General features: G+C 56.4%; 12 protein-coding genes. 5 read left to right on the forward strand and 7 right to left on the reverse strand.

The window, feature by feature from the left end; all coding sequences use genetic code 11:
• Positions 1 to 59: 59 nt before the first annotated feature.
• Positions 60 to 1,061: a Kdo(2)-lipid IV(A) acyltransferase gene (locus ACOTZF_RS04230; protein ID WP_045903032.1), complete on the forward strand. Its 1,002-nt coding sequence runs from the start codon at positions 60 to 62 to the stop codon at positions 1,059 to 1,061.
• Positions 1,062 to 1,098: 37 nt separating this feature from the next.
• Here ACOTZF_RS04230 and ACOTZF_RS04235 read toward each other — a convergent pair whose 3' ends face one another.
• On the reverse strand, positions 1,099 to 2,784 hold the full coding sequence (locus ACOTZF_RS04235) for an NAD-dependent malic enzyme (protein ID WP_129251739.1): 1,686 nt from the start codon (positions 2,782 to 2,784) through the stop codon (positions 1,099 to 1,101).
• 377 nt (positions 2,785 to 3,161) lie between these two features.
• Between ACOTZF_RS04235 and ACOTZF_RS04240 the strand changes: the two genes are divergently transcribed.
• Positions 3,162 to 4,490 carry a 2-hydroxycarboxylate transporter family protein gene (locus tag ACOTZF_RS04240; RefSeq protein WP_129317812.1) on the forward strand — a complete coding sequence of 443 codons (1,329 nt, stop codon included), beginning with the start codon at positions 3,162 to 3,164 and terminating at the stop codon, positions 4,488 to 4,490.
• A gap of 121 nt (positions 4,491 to 4,611) precedes the next feature.
• A complete protein-coding gene (locus ACOTZF_RS04245; protein ID WP_013096506.1) occupies positions 4,612 to 5,244 on the forward strand; it encodes a DNA-binding protein in 633 nt (210 codons plus the stop codon).
• Between the two features lie 31 nt (positions 5,245 to 5,275).
• Here ACOTZF_RS04245 and ACOTZF_RS04250 read toward each other — a convergent pair whose 3' ends face one another.
• Complete coding sequence (locus tag ACOTZF_RS04250) at positions 5,276 to 5,575, reverse strand: ArsR/SmtB family transcription factor (RefSeq protein ID WP_013096507.1); 300 nt, start codon at positions 5,573 to 5,575, stop codon at positions 5,276 to 5,278.
• Between the two features lie 161 nt (positions 5,576 to 5,736).
• On the opposite strand from ACOTZF_RS04250, the gene fusA reads away from it, so the two are divergent.
• Positions 5,737 to 7,836, forward strand: a complete 2,100-nt coding sequence (gene fusA, locus ACOTZF_RS04255) for an elongation factor G (RefSeq protein ID WP_058678651.1) — start codon at positions 5,737 to 5,739, stop codon at positions 7,834 to 7,836.
• Positions 7,837 to 7,871: 35 nt separating this feature from the next.
• Here fusA and ACOTZF_RS04260 read toward each other — a convergent pair whose 3' ends face one another.
• A complete protein-coding gene (locus ACOTZF_RS04260) occupies positions 7,872 to 8,444 on the reverse strand; it encodes a flavin reductase family protein (RefSeq protein ID WP_013096509.1) in 573 nt (190 codons plus the stop codon).
• Between the two features lie 108 nt (positions 8,445 to 8,552).
• Between ACOTZF_RS04260 and nhoA the strand changes: the two genes are divergently transcribed.
• Positions 8,553 to 9,398 (forward strand): N-hydroxyarylamine O-acetyltransferase, encoded by an 846-nt coding sequence (gene nhoA / locus ACOTZF_RS04265; RefSeq protein ID WP_045294187.1) that lies wholly within the window; start codon positions 8,553 to 8,555, stop codon positions 9,396 to 9,398.
• Positions 9,399 to 9,477: 79 nt separating this feature from the next.
• On the opposite strand, the gene narI is transcribed toward nhoA, so the two are convergent.
• The 4 genes from narI to ACOTZF_RS04285 are packed head-to-tail and all read right to left on the reverse strand — an operon-like array spanning position 9,478 to position 16,131.
• A complete protein-coding gene (gene narI, locus ACOTZF_RS04270) occupies positions 9,478 to 10,158 on the reverse strand; it encodes a respiratory nitrate reductase subunit gamma (RefSeq protein ID WP_013096512.1) in 681 nt (226 codons plus the stop codon).
• A complete protein-coding gene (gene narW, locus ACOTZF_RS04275; RefSeq protein WP_129251734.1) occupies positions 10,155 to 10,850 on the reverse strand; it encodes a nitrate reductase molybdenum cofactor assembly chaperone in 696 nt (231 codons plus the stop codon). Before narW ends, narI begins: the two co-directional genes overlap by 4 nt.
• Entirely contained in the window at positions 10,850 to 12,394 is a 1,545-nt protein-coding gene (gene narH, locus ACOTZF_RS04280; protein ID WP_048972815.1) for a nitrate reductase subunit beta, read from the reverse strand. Before narH ends, narW begins: the two co-directional genes overlap by 1 nt.
• The gene (locus ACOTZF_RS04285) at positions 12,391 to 16,131 is read right to left on the reverse strand and encodes a nitrate reductase subunit alpha (RefSeq protein ID WP_421636047.1); all 3,741 of its coding nucleotides are present in this window, start codon (positions 16,129 to 16,131) and stop codon (positions 12,391 to 12,393) included. The genes narH and ACOTZF_RS04285 overlap by 4 nt, the downstream gene beginning before the upstream one ends.
• Positions 16,132 to 16,157 lie beyond the last annotated feature (26 nt).

A 16,157-nucleotide genomic window follows, 5' to 3' on the forward strand; every position in this document is an offset into this window, starting at 1 on the left:
CACGAAATCATCTGGTAAGCACAGCAGTTGCGTTAAATTCAGTACAGGATAATTTTCTCATGACAAAATTACCTCAGTTCTCACTCGCTTTTTTTCATCCTCGTTACTGGCTCAGCTGGACAGGCATTGCAGCGCTCTGGTGCATTGTGCAGCTCCCGTATCCCCTTTTATTAAGAATCGGACACGGGCTTGGTCGTCTGGCCATGCGTTTGCTTCCCCGTCGTGTGGACATCGCTCGCCGCAACCTTGAGCTCTGTTTTCCCGACATGAAAAAGGATGAGCGCGAAAAGCTACTGCAGCGTAATTTTGAATCGGTTGGCATGGGCGTCATCGAAACCGGGATCGCCTGGTTCTGGCCTGACTGGCGGGTGCGTAAATGTTTCAGCGTCAGCGGATATGAACATATGGAAGAGGCCCGGGCGCGCGGAAATGGCGTGGTGCTCATCGGTATGCATTTTCTCACGCTTGAACTGGGGGCGAGGATCTTTGGTATGCTCAACCCGGGTGTCGGTGTTTATCGCCCTAACAATAATGCGCTGCTGGACTGGCTGCAGACGCGCGGCCGTCTGCGCTCAAATAAAACCATGCTGGATCGCTATGACCTGAAGGGCATGATCCGCGCCCTGAAGCAGAATGACATTCTCTGGTATGCCCCGGATCATGACTACGGTAAAACCAACAGCGTGTTTGTACCGTTCTTTGCGGTTCCTGATGCCGCGACAACCGCCGGAAGTTATATGCTGGTGAAGAGTGCCAGACCGGCGGTGATCCCGTTCGTTCCACGCAGAAAGGCAGACGGCAGCGGTTACGAACTGATTATTCTTGAAGATATCGGCGAAACGCTGCAGGGCGGTGATAAAGCGTCGGTAGCCACGCAAATGAACAGGGCGATTGAGCGCGCGGTGCTGATGGCGCCGGAACAATATATGTGGTTGCACCGACGCTTCAAAACCCGTCCTGAAGGCCAGCCGGACAGATATGCGCGCAAAAAAAGCGTGGTCACTTCCAACAGAACTGTATCTACAGGCGACATGCCTGAACAGTCAGGCATTCAGCACTAATGTATGCCCTCACCACAACGTGAGGGCAGGCTGACGGCTACAGCGCAGCCCTGCGGTACGGCGCATAATCTGCTTGCCACCAGGTCTCTTCAATCCGCGCCAGCAATATCTCATCCTCCATGGCTGGCGCAACACCTTGCTCAATGGCCGCTCTGGCGACGGCAAACGCGATATGGCGTGACACCGTTTCTATATGATCCACCGGCGGCAATAATCCACCTTTTTCGGTTGTCACCAGCGGCGACTGCGCGGCCAGGCTGCAGCTTGCCGCCATCAGCATCTCCTCGGTGACCCGGCGTGCATGGCAGGCCAGAATACCCAGCCCCAGCCCGGGGAATACATAGGCGTTATTACACTGGGCAATATCGTACTGCTCGCCCTGCCAGAACACCGGCGCAAACGGGCTGCCGGTGGCGACGAGCGCGGCGCCCTGTGTCCAGGCAATGAGATCCTGCGGTTGCGCCTCCGCGCGGGATGTGGGGTTAGAAAGCGGCATAATCACCGGGCGCGGGCAGTGGCGATGCATCTCTTTCACAATCTCTTCGCTGAAGAGGCCCGGCTGGCCTGAGACCCCAATCATTACCGTCGGATGCGCGTTTTTAACCACGTCCATCAGCGAAATATTGTTCGACTCAACCTGCCAGTCGCGGATCGCCTCGCGCGCCGTGAGCAGGTTTTTCTGGAAGTCGAGGAGGTTGGTCATATCGTCAGTCAGCAGGCCAAAGCGATCGACCATAAAGACCCGACTGCGGGCTTCGGCTTCGGTTAGCCCGTCATCCATCATCAGCGCCACGATTTTTTCGGCGATGCCGCAACCGGCGGATCCGCTCCCCAGGAAGACCACGCGCTGATCGCGAACACGGGTCCCGGCAGCATGGGCGGCAGCAATCAGCGTGCCCGCGGTCACGGCGGCGGTACCCTGGATATCGTCGTTGAAACAGCACAGCTGGTCGCGGTAGCGCTGCAGCAGTCTGGTGGCGTTTTTCTGCGCGAAATCCTCAAACTGCAGCAATACATTGGGCCAGCGCTGCTTCACGGTACTGATAAACATGTCCATAAACTCGGCGTACTGATCGTCGCTGATGCGTGGGTGACGCCAGCCCATATACATGGGATCGTCCAGATGCTGCTGATTATTGGTACCGACATCGAGCATAATCGGCAGGGTAGACGCCGGGTGGATCCCACCACAGGCGGTATATAACGAGAGTTTTCCAATGGGTATTCCCATCCCACCAATTCCCTGATCGCCAAGCCCCAGAATACGCTCTCCGTCGGTCACGACGATGACGCGAATATCATTGCGTGAGAAGCTTTGCAGCATTTCATCAATACGGTGACGATTGGGCCAGGAAATAAACAGCCCACGCGCGCGGCGATAAATAGTCGAGAAGTGTTCGCACGCTTCTCCTACCGTGGGGGTATAGATAATGGGTAACGTCTCTTTCAGGTGCGAACGCAGCAGGTTGTAAAACAGCGTCTCATTAGTATCCTGGATATTACGCAGATAAACGTGGCGGGAAATATCGCTTTTAAAATGACAGAATTGTACCCAGGCGCGTTCGGTTTGTTCCTCGATGGTTTCAACGTTGTGTGGCAACAAACCGTGCAGATTAAAGTTATCACGTTCTTCTTTAATAAATGCGAGCCCTTTATTTAATAACGGGTTTTCCAGTAATACGGCGCCGCTATAAGGGGTATACAGTACTTCTTTGCGAGACATGAATGACTCCTGAATTTCAATAATCGGATAAGGTTCAGTTGCAGGCGCAGATTTATTTATGTCTTTGGTTTCGCGCTAATCTAGCGGTTAAGGATCATAGGCGTAGTGATAACGGTCACAGTCTTTCTGGTTTAATTAATTTCAAAACACCGACGCGGCGATTAAAAACTTTAGTTACGAAAAGATGAATTAAGTTATTTAAAAACAAATTCTCGTGCTGTTCACATTTCCGGCGAAATCGCCATGCTAATTTCTCGATGAACCATTTTTATAAATGGCAATTTGAATACGATTAAATATTAAAGCTTTATTAAGTACAGGCTAATTACGATTTATTCCTGTTTATTGATATCCGAACCTACTAATCCGGTGATTATATGAAAGATAATTCTGTAACCACGTCTCCAGTCGCTTCACGTTTTGCTTTTGGGTTGAGCAATGCTGAAGTTGGCGCGGTCCCGTTGATGCTGTTTGTCGGGATCGCGGCCATTGTGGCCACCTCCGCGTGGGCGGGGCTGCTGCCGAAAAACATGATCGGTGGACTCGCGGTGATCATGACGCTCGGTTTCGCCTTTGCCAAAATTGGCCGACAAATCCCGCTGCTGAAAGATATTGGTGGCCCGGCAATATTGTGCCTGATGCTGCCCTCGGTGCTGGTCTATTTTGGCGTATTCGAGAAACACACCCTGGATACGGTTCACCTGTTGATGAAAGAGGCCAATTTACTCTATTTCGTCATCGCCTGTCTGGTGGTGGGGAGTATTTTGGGGATGAACCGCGTGCTGTTGATCCAGGGGATGATCCGCATGTTCGTTCCGCTGGTGGTGGGTACCCTGATGGCCGTGCTGACCGGCTTACTTGTTGGTTCGCTGTTTGGCTATACGCCGTATCACACCTTCTTCTTCATCATCGTACCGATTATCGGCGGAGGGATTGGCGAGGGGATTTTACCGTTGTCGCTGGCCTATTCGGCGATACTGGGTCAGACACCTGACGTCTACGTGGCGCAACTGGCACCCGCCGCCGTAGTGGGGAATATCTTTGCCATTATTTGTGCGGGTACGCTGGCGCGCCTCGGGGCAAAACGTCCCTCGCTTTCAGGCAATGGCATGTTAACCCGCAGCAAAGATGACACGAGCCTGTTTGCCAGCGCGCAGAGCGTACAGCAGACGTATTTCCATCTGATGGGGGGCGGGTTGCTGATGGTGTGTGCGTTTTTCATCGTTGGCGGACTGTTTGAGAAGCTGGTGCATATTCCCGGCCCGGTATTGATGATCCTCATCGCCGTGCTGTGCAAATACTTCAAGATGATCCCGGCCTCCATGGAGCAGGGCGCGCACAGTTGCTATAAATTTGTCTCCGCTGCGCTGGTCTGGCCGTTGATGATTGGTCTCGGCATGCTGTACGTGCCGCTCGAGAGCGTGGTATCGGTCTTCTCGGTGGGATACGTGGTGGTGTGCGGTTCGATCGTCATCGCAATGGCGCTGAGCGGCTATTTTATTGCGTCGCGCCTGAATATGTATCCGGTGGAAGCGGCGATTGTCACCTGCTGTCATAGCGGGCTGGGCGGGACAGGAGATGTGGCAATTCTTTCCGCGTCTAACCGCATGTCGCTGATGCCGTTTGCCCAGATTGCGACCCGCATTGGCGGTGCGTCGACGGTGATTTTCGCCACGCTTTTGATGGGCTGGTTAATGGCGCACTGATCCTGGATGTCAGAAGACTGAATCGCAACGACATTTTCAGCACGCCGTTGCGGTTCAGTTCTTTATAAATATCACTGCGCTGGATAGAATTACCGCATTCACAGCGACGGGAAACCGCACGATGACCGGAAGAGTTGATTACCAGATTGAAAAATTTCTCTTTACCGAAGCCGCCGAACCAGAGCGTCTGACGCGTCAGTGGGCGGAGGTACTGGAAGAGTGTCGGGAGCAACAGGCCGGTGCAGAAGAACGCCTGCGTCTGGCGCTGCTGAATGTGGATTACGTCACCAGCTTTGAGCTTCCTTTCCGGTTACTCCTCACCCGCGCCCCGCAGTTAATTGACGGCCTCAGAAAAGAGCTTCAACTCAGCCAAAAAAATGTGCTTTTTAACGGCAAGCGCTTCGGCTGTGTTTATAGCCTGAAAATGAATCTGGACGGGATCCCCGATGAATTTAACTACCACCTGAAAACGCGTATCCAGCGCAGTGATAGCGAAGGGGGGAGCGAAGTGCCGTACCGGCAAATCGCCCAGCAGGTGAAAGCGCCCCGTGAGCGATTAAAGCTAGCGCTGGAAAACGGGCTCGCGGTAACCGCACTCGACGGGCTTTTCTGGTTCGGCATTCAGCGCATCGCGGCCGATGTGCAACGGTTGCGCAAAACGGGGATGAGAATAACCACCTCCGGGACCGAGGTCTTTGATACGCTGACCAGGACCCGACGGCAGATCCCGGTCTATCGTCAGGAAAAAGCGTAGCGTTGCCACGAATATTAACGTAACCGCAGGGCTATTCAGCCCGCAGCAATATCGCCATCAGCCCAGGAAAACGGGCATCCAGATCGTCTCTTCGCAGTGAAATCATATTCTCTCGCCCCTGCGGGCGCTGCCAGATTACACCGCTGTCGCGCAGTACGCGCCAGTGGTGGGTCATGGTGGATTTCACCACATCGTCCGGGCGCAGCGCGTTGCAGCTCAGTTCACTGCCATCGGCCAGCCTGCGGATAATCGATAGCCGGAGCGGGTTGCCGAGAGCAAACAGCACATTTTCCAGCAGTATTTGTTCAGGTTCGGGGTGGTTTGGGATCATCGTTTTCCTGCGTCAACGTTCAGATTGAGCTATATCAACAATAGGTCAACCGTGAAAAAATAGTTCGATAATACTCGTACAATAGGACTATTATAGCAAACGAACACACAGGCGACCATCCCGGTCGTCACAACTCAGTCTTACAGACTTAAGGAAATATTATGCCCCGACCCATCCCTCTCGAACGTTATCGCAACATCGGTATTTCCGCGCATATCGATGCCGGTAAAACGACAACCACCGAACGCATCCTGTTTTACACCGGGATGAGCCACAAGCTGGGTGAAGTACACGATGGCGCGGCAACAACCGACTGGATGGCGCAGGAGCAAGAGCGCGGGATCACCATTACCTCCGCGGCCGTCAGCTGCTTCTGGCCGGGTATGGACAGAGGGTTTGAACCGCACCGGATCAATATCATCGACACCCCGGGGCACGTGGATTTCACCATTGAGGTGGAACGTTCCATGCGCGTGCTGGACGGTGCCGTCATGGTGTACGACTCCGTGGGTGGCGTCCAGCCACAGTCAGAGACCGTCTGGCGTCAGGCGAATAAATATCATGTGCCGCGCCTGGCGTTCGTCAACAAAATGGACCGTCCGGGTGCCGATTTCTTCCGCGTCGTACGGATGATGCAGGAACGCCTGAAGGCGAATCCGGTGCCTGTTGTGATCCCTGTGGGCGCGGAAGAGCATTTCACCGGCGTGGTGGATCTCATCAAGATGCGTACCATTGTGTGGGATGATGCCACACAAGGCATGGTGTTTAACTATGCGCCGGTACCGGACGAATTGCTGAGCACCGCGCAGGAGTGGCGGGAAAAAATGGTCTCTGCGGCAGCAGAAGCCAGCGACGCGCTGATGGATAAATACCTGGAGACGGGCGACCTTGATGAGGCTGAGATCATCAAAGGGCTGCGTATTCGGACCATCTCCGGTGAAATCCAGCCGATGCTGTGCGGCAGCGCCTTTAAAAACAAAGGGGTACAGCGCATGCTCGATGCGGTGATTGAGCTGATGCCATCTCCGCTGGATGTACCGGCCATCGACGGTGTGGACGAAAAAGGGCAGCATGCGGAGCGTCATCCAAGTGATGAAGAACCGTTTTCTGCGCTGGCGTTCAAACTGATGAGCGATCCGTACGTCGGGCAGTTGACCTTTATTCGCGTTTACTCTGGCGTGTTGAGAAAAGGCGACGCGGTGTATAACCCGGTGAAGGGCAAGAAAGAGCGTATCGGACGCATCGTGCTGATGCATGCCAACGATCGTCACGAGGTGGACGAGCTGCGCGCCGGTGATATTGCGGCCTGTGTGGGTCTGAAGGATGTGACCACCGGGGACACGCTCACCGATCCGAATGCGATCATCACGCTTGAGCGAATGGAGTTCCCGGACCCGGTGATCTCCCTTGCCATCGAGCCAAAAACCAAGGGCGATCAGGAGAAGATGGGCATTGCCCTGCAACGCCTGGCGGCGGAAGATCCGTCGTTCCGTCTGCATACCGATGAAGAGTCCGGCCAGACGATTATCTCCGGTATGGGTGAGCTACATCTTGAGATTATCGTCGATCGCATGAAGCGTGAGTTTGGCGTCGAGGCGAACATCGGCCGTCCGCAGGTGACCTACCGCGAGACGCTGCGCAAAGCGGTGAAAGATATCGAAGGCAAATTTGTCCGGCAGTCCGGCGGTAAAGGGCAATACGGGCATGTGGTGCTGAGCCTTGAGCCGTTAGAGCCTGGCAGTGGCTTCAAGTTTGAAGATGCCACGAAGGGTGGCGTGGTGCCGCGTGAGTATATTCCCTCTGTGGAAAAAGGGCTGCGCGAAGCCATGAACAGCGGCGTGCTGGCGGGGTATCCGGTTGTCGATGTAAAAGCGACCCTGACCTTTGGGTCGTATCACGACGTCGACTCCTCGGAAATGGCGTTCCGCATGGCGGCGATCCTCGGGTTTAAAGAGGGCGCTCGCAGAGCGGATCCGGTGATCCTTGAGCCGGTGATGCATGTCGAGGTGGAAACGCCGGAAGAGTACGCCGGTAATATTATGGGCGATCTCTCATCCCGTCGTGGCATGGTGCAGGGCATGGAAGAGCAGTACGGCAGCCAGATTATCCGCGCTGACGTGCCGCTGGCAGAGATGTTTGGATACGCCACCACGCTGCGCTCGATGTCGCAAGGGCGCGCGACCTACACGATGGAGTTCCACCATTTTGCGGAAGCACCGCGCAATGTGGCGGATGAGATTATTGCTCGGCGTGCGAAGTAATACGTTCACCCTCTCCCCGATGGGGGGAGGGTATATCAATCCAGCGCCTTCACCATTTTCCCACTCGCCACAAACGTCCCGGCTCCCAGATGGTGCAGGGTATTCAGCTTATCCCCGTCAAACTGCCAGCGTCCGGCGACAAACGCGCGTTCATCGGCGGCGGCTGAAACCACTTCCCCGAACAGCGTATCGTACTTTTCTGCAGCGGATGTAACGGGTAATAACCGGCACTCCATCCACGCCAGACATTTCTCTTCAATGACGGGCAGGCCGAGTGCCGGACCGTTCACCACCGGGATGCCGTAGCAGTTGAATTTGTCTTCGTCGCGCCCGCTAACGCTACCCACCGCGTAGGTCCAGTTGGCGGCGGACACGCCGGGAATGACGATGCCAAATTGCCCACTGCGTTCAATCAGTTCACGCGACCAGGTGCTTTTATCCACCACAATGGCGATACGCGGTGGTTCAAATTCAACCGGCATCGACCACGCGGCAGCCATAACGTTACGCCTGTCCAGGGTTTCATCCCGACTGGTGATAAGCACGGTGGGACCATGGTTTAAAAGACGGCTGGCATGACGTAATTCAACAGGACGAAAGTGGTTCATAGGGTCTCCTCATTAATAACGATGAGTATGGCGAAAAAGCACGGAAATCAAAGTGGACGCGTAAAATTAGTTTATAAACAGAACATCACTGTTAAAGGAAACTGATGCATGTCCCCATTTCTGACTGCCTATTTCGCCCGCATCGGCTGGAAACAACCGGCTACTGTTGATATCGATACCTTGCGCGCGCTGCATTTACATCACAACTGTGCGATCCCGTTTGAAAATATAGATGTCGTTCTGCCGCGTGAAATACAGCTCGACGATCAAAGCCTCGTCGACAAACTGGTGAAGGCGCGTCGCGGGGGGTATTGCTTTGAGCAAAATGGCTTGTTTGAGCGCGTGTTGCGCGAAGTCGGGTTTACGGTGCGCAGCGTGCTGGGACGTGTGGTATTAGCGAATCCACCGCAAATGCCGCCGCGCACGCATCGCCTGTTGCTCGTCGAACTTAACGGCGAGCGCTGGATTGCCGACGTTGGGTTTGGCGGCCAGACGCTGACGGCACCGATTCGTCTGCTTGCCAACGAAGAGCAGGAGACGCCGCACGGTCTGTATCGTCTGCTGAGCGAGGGGAACGACTGGGTACTACAATTCCGTCACCACGAACACTGGCAGTCGATGTATCACTTTGACCTGACGACGCAATATTTCAGTGATTACGTCATGGGCAATTTCTGGTCAGCGCACTGGCCGCAGTCCCATTTCCGCCATCATCTGCTGATGTGTCGCCATCTGCCTGACGGCGGCAAACTGACGCTGACCAACTTCAACTTTACTCACTGGCAAAAGGGCCATGTAGAGGAGCAGATCCATCTTCCCGATGCTGCGGCGCTGTATCAGCTGATGCAGGAACGCTTCGGGCTGGGCGTTGACGATCCGAAGCACGGTTTTTCACTGGCGGAGCTGACGGCGGTGATGGCAGGGTTTGATACACATCCTCAGGCCGGGAAATAGCCCGGTGGCGGCTACGCCTTACCGGGCCGACAGGTGCTTGAACGTAGGTCGGGTAAGGCGAAGCCGCCACCCGACAAAATCAACGGCGCGACCTCACCACCTGATACCGACGGGTAAAATACTCAAACGGTGCGCTCCACACGTGCACCAAGCGGGTGAACGGGAAGATAAGGAAAATAGTCATCCCCAGCACCAGATGAACGCGGAAGATGGGGGCAACGCCACTCAACATTTCCGATGAGCCGCCCTTAAACGTCACAATTCCCTGCGCCCAGCCGACCAGCTTCATCATCTCGCTTCCGTCAGGATACTGTGCGGAGAAGGGGATGGTGGTCAGCCCCAGAATGCACTGTATCAGCAGGATACTCATGATGATGATATCCGGCGTGGTGGAAGTGGCGCGCACCCGCTGGTTGAACAGGCGGCGAATCAGCAGCATGGACCCGCCAATCAACGTCAGCACGCCGCAAATCCCCCCTGCAATCATGGCTAACTGCTGCTTAACCGCGACGGGTAAAAACCAGGCGTACATCCAGTGCGGGGTTAGCATGCCGAACAGGTGGCCGAAGAAAATCCCCAGGATCCCAATATGAAACAGGTTAGAGGCCCAGTTCATACCGCGTTTGCTGAGCATCTGGCTCGATGAGGCGCGCCAGGTGTATTGCCCGTAGTCGTAGCGCAACCAACTGCCAAGGAAAAACACGGTGGCGCAGATGTAGGGGTAAATGTCATAGAAAAAGACGTTCAGGTAATGTGTCATTTTGGGCCTCCGGCGCTGACGTCCACATACTGCGGCGCGACGTCCTGGCTAAAGCGTCGTTGATAGTGCTGCATCGGCGAGCTGTCGCACGATGTGGCGTTGTCTTCGATAAACTTGACCTGTTCCTCTTCCCAGACGGCGTCCAGCGCCTGGCGGGTGTCATCGCGTTTCTCCGTGGCCACCTGTTTCGCCACGCTGTCGCTGGAAAGCCGCGTTCCGGCCAACATCAGCAGGGCATCGAACAGCTGATAATGGGCCACGCCGCGCTGCTTCAGACGCCCGCCAATCAGCGCCAGGATCGGCGCGACGTTCTGCAATCCTTCGCGCGCCTCGTCGTCCGTAACGATACTGAGGTACTCCAGATAGAGCGGCAGATAGTCCGGCAGTTCGCGGCAGTCGAGCTGTAGCCCGGCTTTCTCATAATGGCCCATCAGGTCAACCATCGCCTGACCGCGATCGCGGGATTCAGCGTGAACATGCTCGAACAGCAGCAGCGACGTCGCGCGGCCACGCTCAAATACCTCGCACCACTCGGCCTGTTTATCCAGCAGCGGGGCGCTCAGGTGCTGACGGGCAAACGACAGCAGCATGGGTGCGTCCTGCTCAATGAGCGAAAGCGCTTCCTCGCGATTTTCCCACAGGGTCTCATCGGGATACTCAATCAGCAGCGCGATGATTTTGAGGATCTGCATTACTCTCCCTCCCCATGTTCGCGCACCTCGGTGATGTTGATGGCATCAATCCGGCTGCTGTTGAAGAGGTTAAATTTGGTGTCAGAGCCGTGGCAGCCGTCGCCAAAGGTGAAGCCGCAGCCGTTACGTTCCGGGAAGGCATCGCGCGCCATTTCACGGTGGCTGGTGGGGATCACGAAACGATCCTCATAGTTGGCGATGGCCAGATAGCGGTACATCTCTTCAACCTGTTCCACGGTAAGGCCTACCTCTTCAATCGCACGGGTGTCCGTGACGCCTTCTACCGTCTGGGAGCGCTTGTAGTGTCGCATCGCCATCATGCGTTTAAGGGCGCGCAGCACCGGGCCGGTATCTCCCGCGCTGAGCATGTTCGCCAGATACTGCACCGGAATGCGCAGGCTCTCCACGGCAGGCAGGACGCCGTCGCTCTGCGGCAGACCGCCTGCGTCAGCGTAGGACTGAATCGGCGACAGCGGCGGCACATACCAGACCATCGGCAGGGTGCGGTATTCCGGGTGCAGCGGCAGGGCCAGCTTCCAGTCCATCGCCATTTTGTAGACCGGGGAGCGCTGGGCCGCATCAATCACGTTCTGCGGAATGCCCTGTTTCAGCGCTTCTTCAATCACCGCCGGGTCGTTCGGGTTGAGGAACACGTCGCACTGGCGTTCGTAGAGATCGGTTTCATGCTCGGTACTGGCGGCCTCCTCAATACGGTCCGCGTCATACAGCAGCACGCCGAGATAGCGGATGCGCCCGACGCAGGTTTCCGAGCAGACGGTCGGCTGGCCGGATTCAATGCGCGGGTAGCAGAAGATGCATTTTTCTGACTTGCCGCTCTTCCAGTTGAAGTAGATCTTTTTGTACGGACAACCGCTGATGCACAGACGCCAGCCGCGGCATTTGTCCTGATCAATCAGCACAATGCCGTCCTCTTCGCGCTTGTAAATGGCGCCGCTCGGGCAGGTGGCGACGCAGCTTGGGTTCAGGCAGTGCTCGCACAGGCGCGGCAGGTACATCATGAAGGTGTTTTCAAACTGGCCGTACATCTCTTTCTGGATCTTCTGGAAGTTACGGTCGCGGGCGCGTTTTTCGAATTCGCCGCCCAGCAGCTCCTCCCAGTTGGGTCCCCAGACGATTTTATCCATCCGCTTGCCGTCAATCAGCGAGCGCGGGCGAGCGGTAGGGAGGTGATCCCCCTCCGGCGCGCGGTGCAGATCCTGATAATCGAAGGTGAAAGGCTCATAATAATCGTCAATCTGCGGCATGACGGGGTTAGAAAATATTTTCGACAGCACCCCCATTTTGCCGCCGAGGCGCGGCGTCAGCTTACCGTGAATACCACGGATCCAGCCGCCTTGCCACTCTTCCTGGTCTTCCCAGTTTTTCGGGTAGCCGATCCCCGGTTTGGTTTCGACGTTGTTAAACCACGCATATTCCATGCCTTCACGCCCGGTCCAGACGTTCTTACAGGTGACCGAGCAGGTGTGGCAGCCAATGCATTTATCGAGATTCAGTACCATGCCAACCTGTGAACGTATTTTCATTTTTTCGTCTCCTGTACCTGATCCCGACCTTCGCCATCCAGCCAGTTAATGTTTTTCATTTTGCGGATCATGATGAACTCGTCGCGGTTGGAGCCAACGGTGCCGTAATAGTTGAAGCCGTAAGCCAACTGCGCGTAACCGCCAATCATGTGCGTCGGTTTCGGGCAGACGCGGGTCACCGAGTTATGAATACCGCCGCGCCGTCCGGTCACCTCTGAACCCGGAATGTTAAGAATGCGCTCCTGGGCGTGGTACATCATGGTCATACCCGGCGGCACGCGCTGGCTGACCACCGCGCGGGCGGTGAGGGCGCCGTTGGCGTTGAAGGCTTCAATCCAGTCGTTGTCCTCAATGCCCAGCTCACGCGCGTCGGTTTCACTGATCCAGACAATCGGCCCGCCGCGCGACAGAGTCTGCATCAGCAGGTTTTCACTGTAGGTAGAGTGGATGCCCCATTTCTGGTGCGGCGTCAGGAAGTTGAGCGCTTTTTCCGGGAAGCCGTTCGGCGGGATCTCGCGCATATGGCTGACGCTGCGGGTATCAATCGGCGGACGGTAAGCCACCAGACTTTCGCCGAAGGCGCGCATCCACGGGTGATCCTGATACAGTTGCTGACGGCCGGAGAGGGTGCGCCACGGGATCAGCTCGTGAACGTTGGTATAACCCGCGTTGTAGGAGACATGCTCGCTTTCCAGACCGGACCAGGTCGGGCTGGAGATGATTTTACGCGGCTGCGCCTGAATATCGCGGAAGCGGATTTTTTCATCTTCTTTATTCAGCGCCAGGTGGGTGTGGTCGCGTCCGGTCAGTTCGCCCAGCGCTTCCCACGCCTTCACCGCCACCTGACCGTTGGTTTCCGGTGCCAGCGCGAGGATCACTTCGGCGGCATCAATGGCCGTCTCGATACGCGGACGGCCTTTCGCCGGACCGTCGAGCTTGACGTAGTTCAGCTTGCCGAGTAACTCGACCTCGTTTTGCGTGTTCCACGAGATCCCTTTCCCGCCGTTGCCGAGCTTGTCCAGCAAGGGGCCGAGGGAGGTAAAGCGCTCCCAGGTTTCCGGGTAGTTACGCTCGATGACCGCAATGTTCGGCGCGGTTTTGCCGGGGATCAAATCGCATTCGCCTTTGCGCCAGTCCTGAATATCAAACGGCTGGGACAGTTCCGCCGGGGAATCGTGCTGCAGAGGCTGCAACACGACGTCCGTTTCCGTACCAAGATGGCCGACGCACACGTCAGAGAAAACTTTGGCGATGCCTTTGTAAATCTCCCAGTCGCTGCGCGATTCCCACGCCGGGTCGACGGCGGCAGACAGCGGATGAATAAACGGATGCATGTCGGAGGTGTTCATGTCGTCCTTTTCATACCAGGTGGCGGTGGGCAGGACGATGTCAGAGAACAGGCAGGTGCTGGACATACGGAAATCGAGCGTTACCAGCAGGTCGAGTTTGCCCTCAATGGCGTTAGCCTGCCAGTCGACCTCTTCAGGCTTCACGTCATCGCTCGAGCCTAAATCTTCTCCCTGGATCCCGCTTTCGGTGCCGAGCAAATACTTGAGCATGTACTCGTGGCCTTTGCCGGAGGAGCCAAGCAGGTTCGAGCGCCAGACAAACAGATTGCGCGGGTGGTTTTTACCGCTGTCGGGCTGCTCGCAGGCGAAGCGGATATCGCCCGATTTCAACGCCTGAACGGTGTACTCCTGCGGAGAAAGGCCTGCTGCCTCCGCGCGGGCTTTGATGTGCAGCGGGTTGAGGTTGAGCTGCGGCGCCGACGGCAGCCAGCCCATACGCTCGGCGCGGACGTTGAAGTCGATCAGATGACCGGTGAATCGGGATGCGTCCGCCAGCGGAGAAAGCAGCTCCTGCGCCGTCAGCTTCTCATAGCGCCACTGGCTGGCGTGGTTGTAAAAGAACGAGGTGCTGTTCATCTGGCGCGGCGGGCGGTTCCAGTCCAGCGCGAAGGCCAGCGGCAGCCAGCCGGTTTGCGGACGCAGCTTCTCCTGGCCCACGTAGTGCGACCAGCCACCACCGCTTTGGCCTACGCAGCCGCAGAAGACCAGCATGTTGATCATGCCCCGGTAGTTCATGTACATGTGGTACCAGTGGTTTACCCCGGCACCGAGAATGATCATCGAGCGTCCATGCGTTTTATGCGCCGTGTCGGCAAACTCACGGGCAATTTTTTCAATCAGATACGCGGGGACACCGGTGATCTGTTCGCCCCAGGCCGGTGTATACGCTTTGATCTCACCATAATTTTCAGCCGCGTTACTGTCTTCCAGACCACGGTCGAGACCGTAGTTGGCGAGCACCAGATCGTACACGCTGACCACATGTTTCTGGCTGCCATCGGCAAGCGTCAGGGTTTTACTCGGCACGCGGCGGGTCAGCACTGGCTCCTGTTTCACGCTGCGAAAATGCGGATTCTCATTGCCACCAAAGTAGGGGAAGGCGACATCCGCCACGCTGTCGTGGGTGATCAGCAGGGAAAGGGTCAACTCCGTTTCCTGACCCGCAGCCAGCGATTCCAGGTTCCATTTGCCTTTTTCGCCCCAGCGGAAGCCAATGGAACCGTTAGGAACCACCAGATTACCGGCAATATCAAAGGCGACGGTTTTCCACTCCGGGTTGTTGGCTTCGCCCAGCCCGTCAACGAGGTCAGACGCCCGCAGCATGCGTCCCGGCACCAGACAACCATCGGCCAGCTCATCCAGCAGAACCAGCATCGGCATGTCAGTGTAGCGGCGGCAGTAGTTGAGGAAGTAGTCGCTTGGGTTATCGAGGTGAAACTCTTTGAGGATCACATGCCCCATGGCCATCGCCAGCGCACTGTCGGTCCCCTGTTTGGGGGCGAGCCACTGGTCGCTCAGTTTGGCAACTTCTGAGAAGTCCGGCGTGATGGCAACGGTTTTGGTCCCTTTATAACGAACCTCGGTAAAGAAATGGGCGTCGGGGGTGCGCGTCTGGGGAACGTTAGAGCCCCAGGCGATGATATAGCTGGAGTTGTACCAGTCGGCGGACTCCGGCACGTCGGTCTGCTCGCCCCAGGTCATGGGCGAGGCGGGAGGCAGGTCGCAATACCAGTCATAGAAGCTCAGGCAAGTACCGCCGAGCAGAGAGAGATAGCGGGTACCGGCAGCGTAAGAGACCATCGACATCGCCGGAATAGGCGAGAAACCGGCCACGCGGTCCGGGCCATAATTTTTGATGGTCCAGACGTTGGCGGCGGCAATCAGCTGGTTCAGCTCTTTCCAGTTCGAGCGGATAAACCCGCCTTTACCGCGTGCCTGTCGGTAGCTCTGCGTTTTTTGCGGATCGTTTTGAATGGCATCCCAGGCGAGTACCGGGTCGCTGTGCTGCGCCAGCGCCTCGCGCCAGAGTTCAATCAGCCTGCGGCGCACCAGCGGATATTTGAGGCGGTTGGCGCTGTAGAGGTACCAGGAGTAGCTTGCGCCGCGTGGGCAACCTCGTGGCTCATGGTTAGGCAGGTCCGGGCGAGTGCGGGGGTAATCGGTCTGCTGGGTTTCCCAGGTCACCAGTCCGTTTTTGACATAAATCTTCCAGCTGCAGGAGCCGGTACAGTTTACGCCGTGGGTAGAGCGCACAATCTTGTCGAACTGCCAGCGCTGGCGGTAGCTGTCTTCCCAGTCCCGGTTGGTGTGATACACCTGCCCGTGCCCATCGGCGAAACTGTCGCCTTTTGTTTTGAAGTAACGAAAGCGGTCCAGCAGTTTGCTCATGACATTTCTCCTGCTTCGATAGCATG

Source organism: Enterobacter cloacae complex sp. SHL021, from assembly GCF_049237765.1.
Classification (GTDB): domain Bacteria; phylum Pseudomonadota; class Gammaproteobacteria; order Enterobacterales; family Enterobacteriaceae; genus Enterobacter; species Enterobacter cloacae.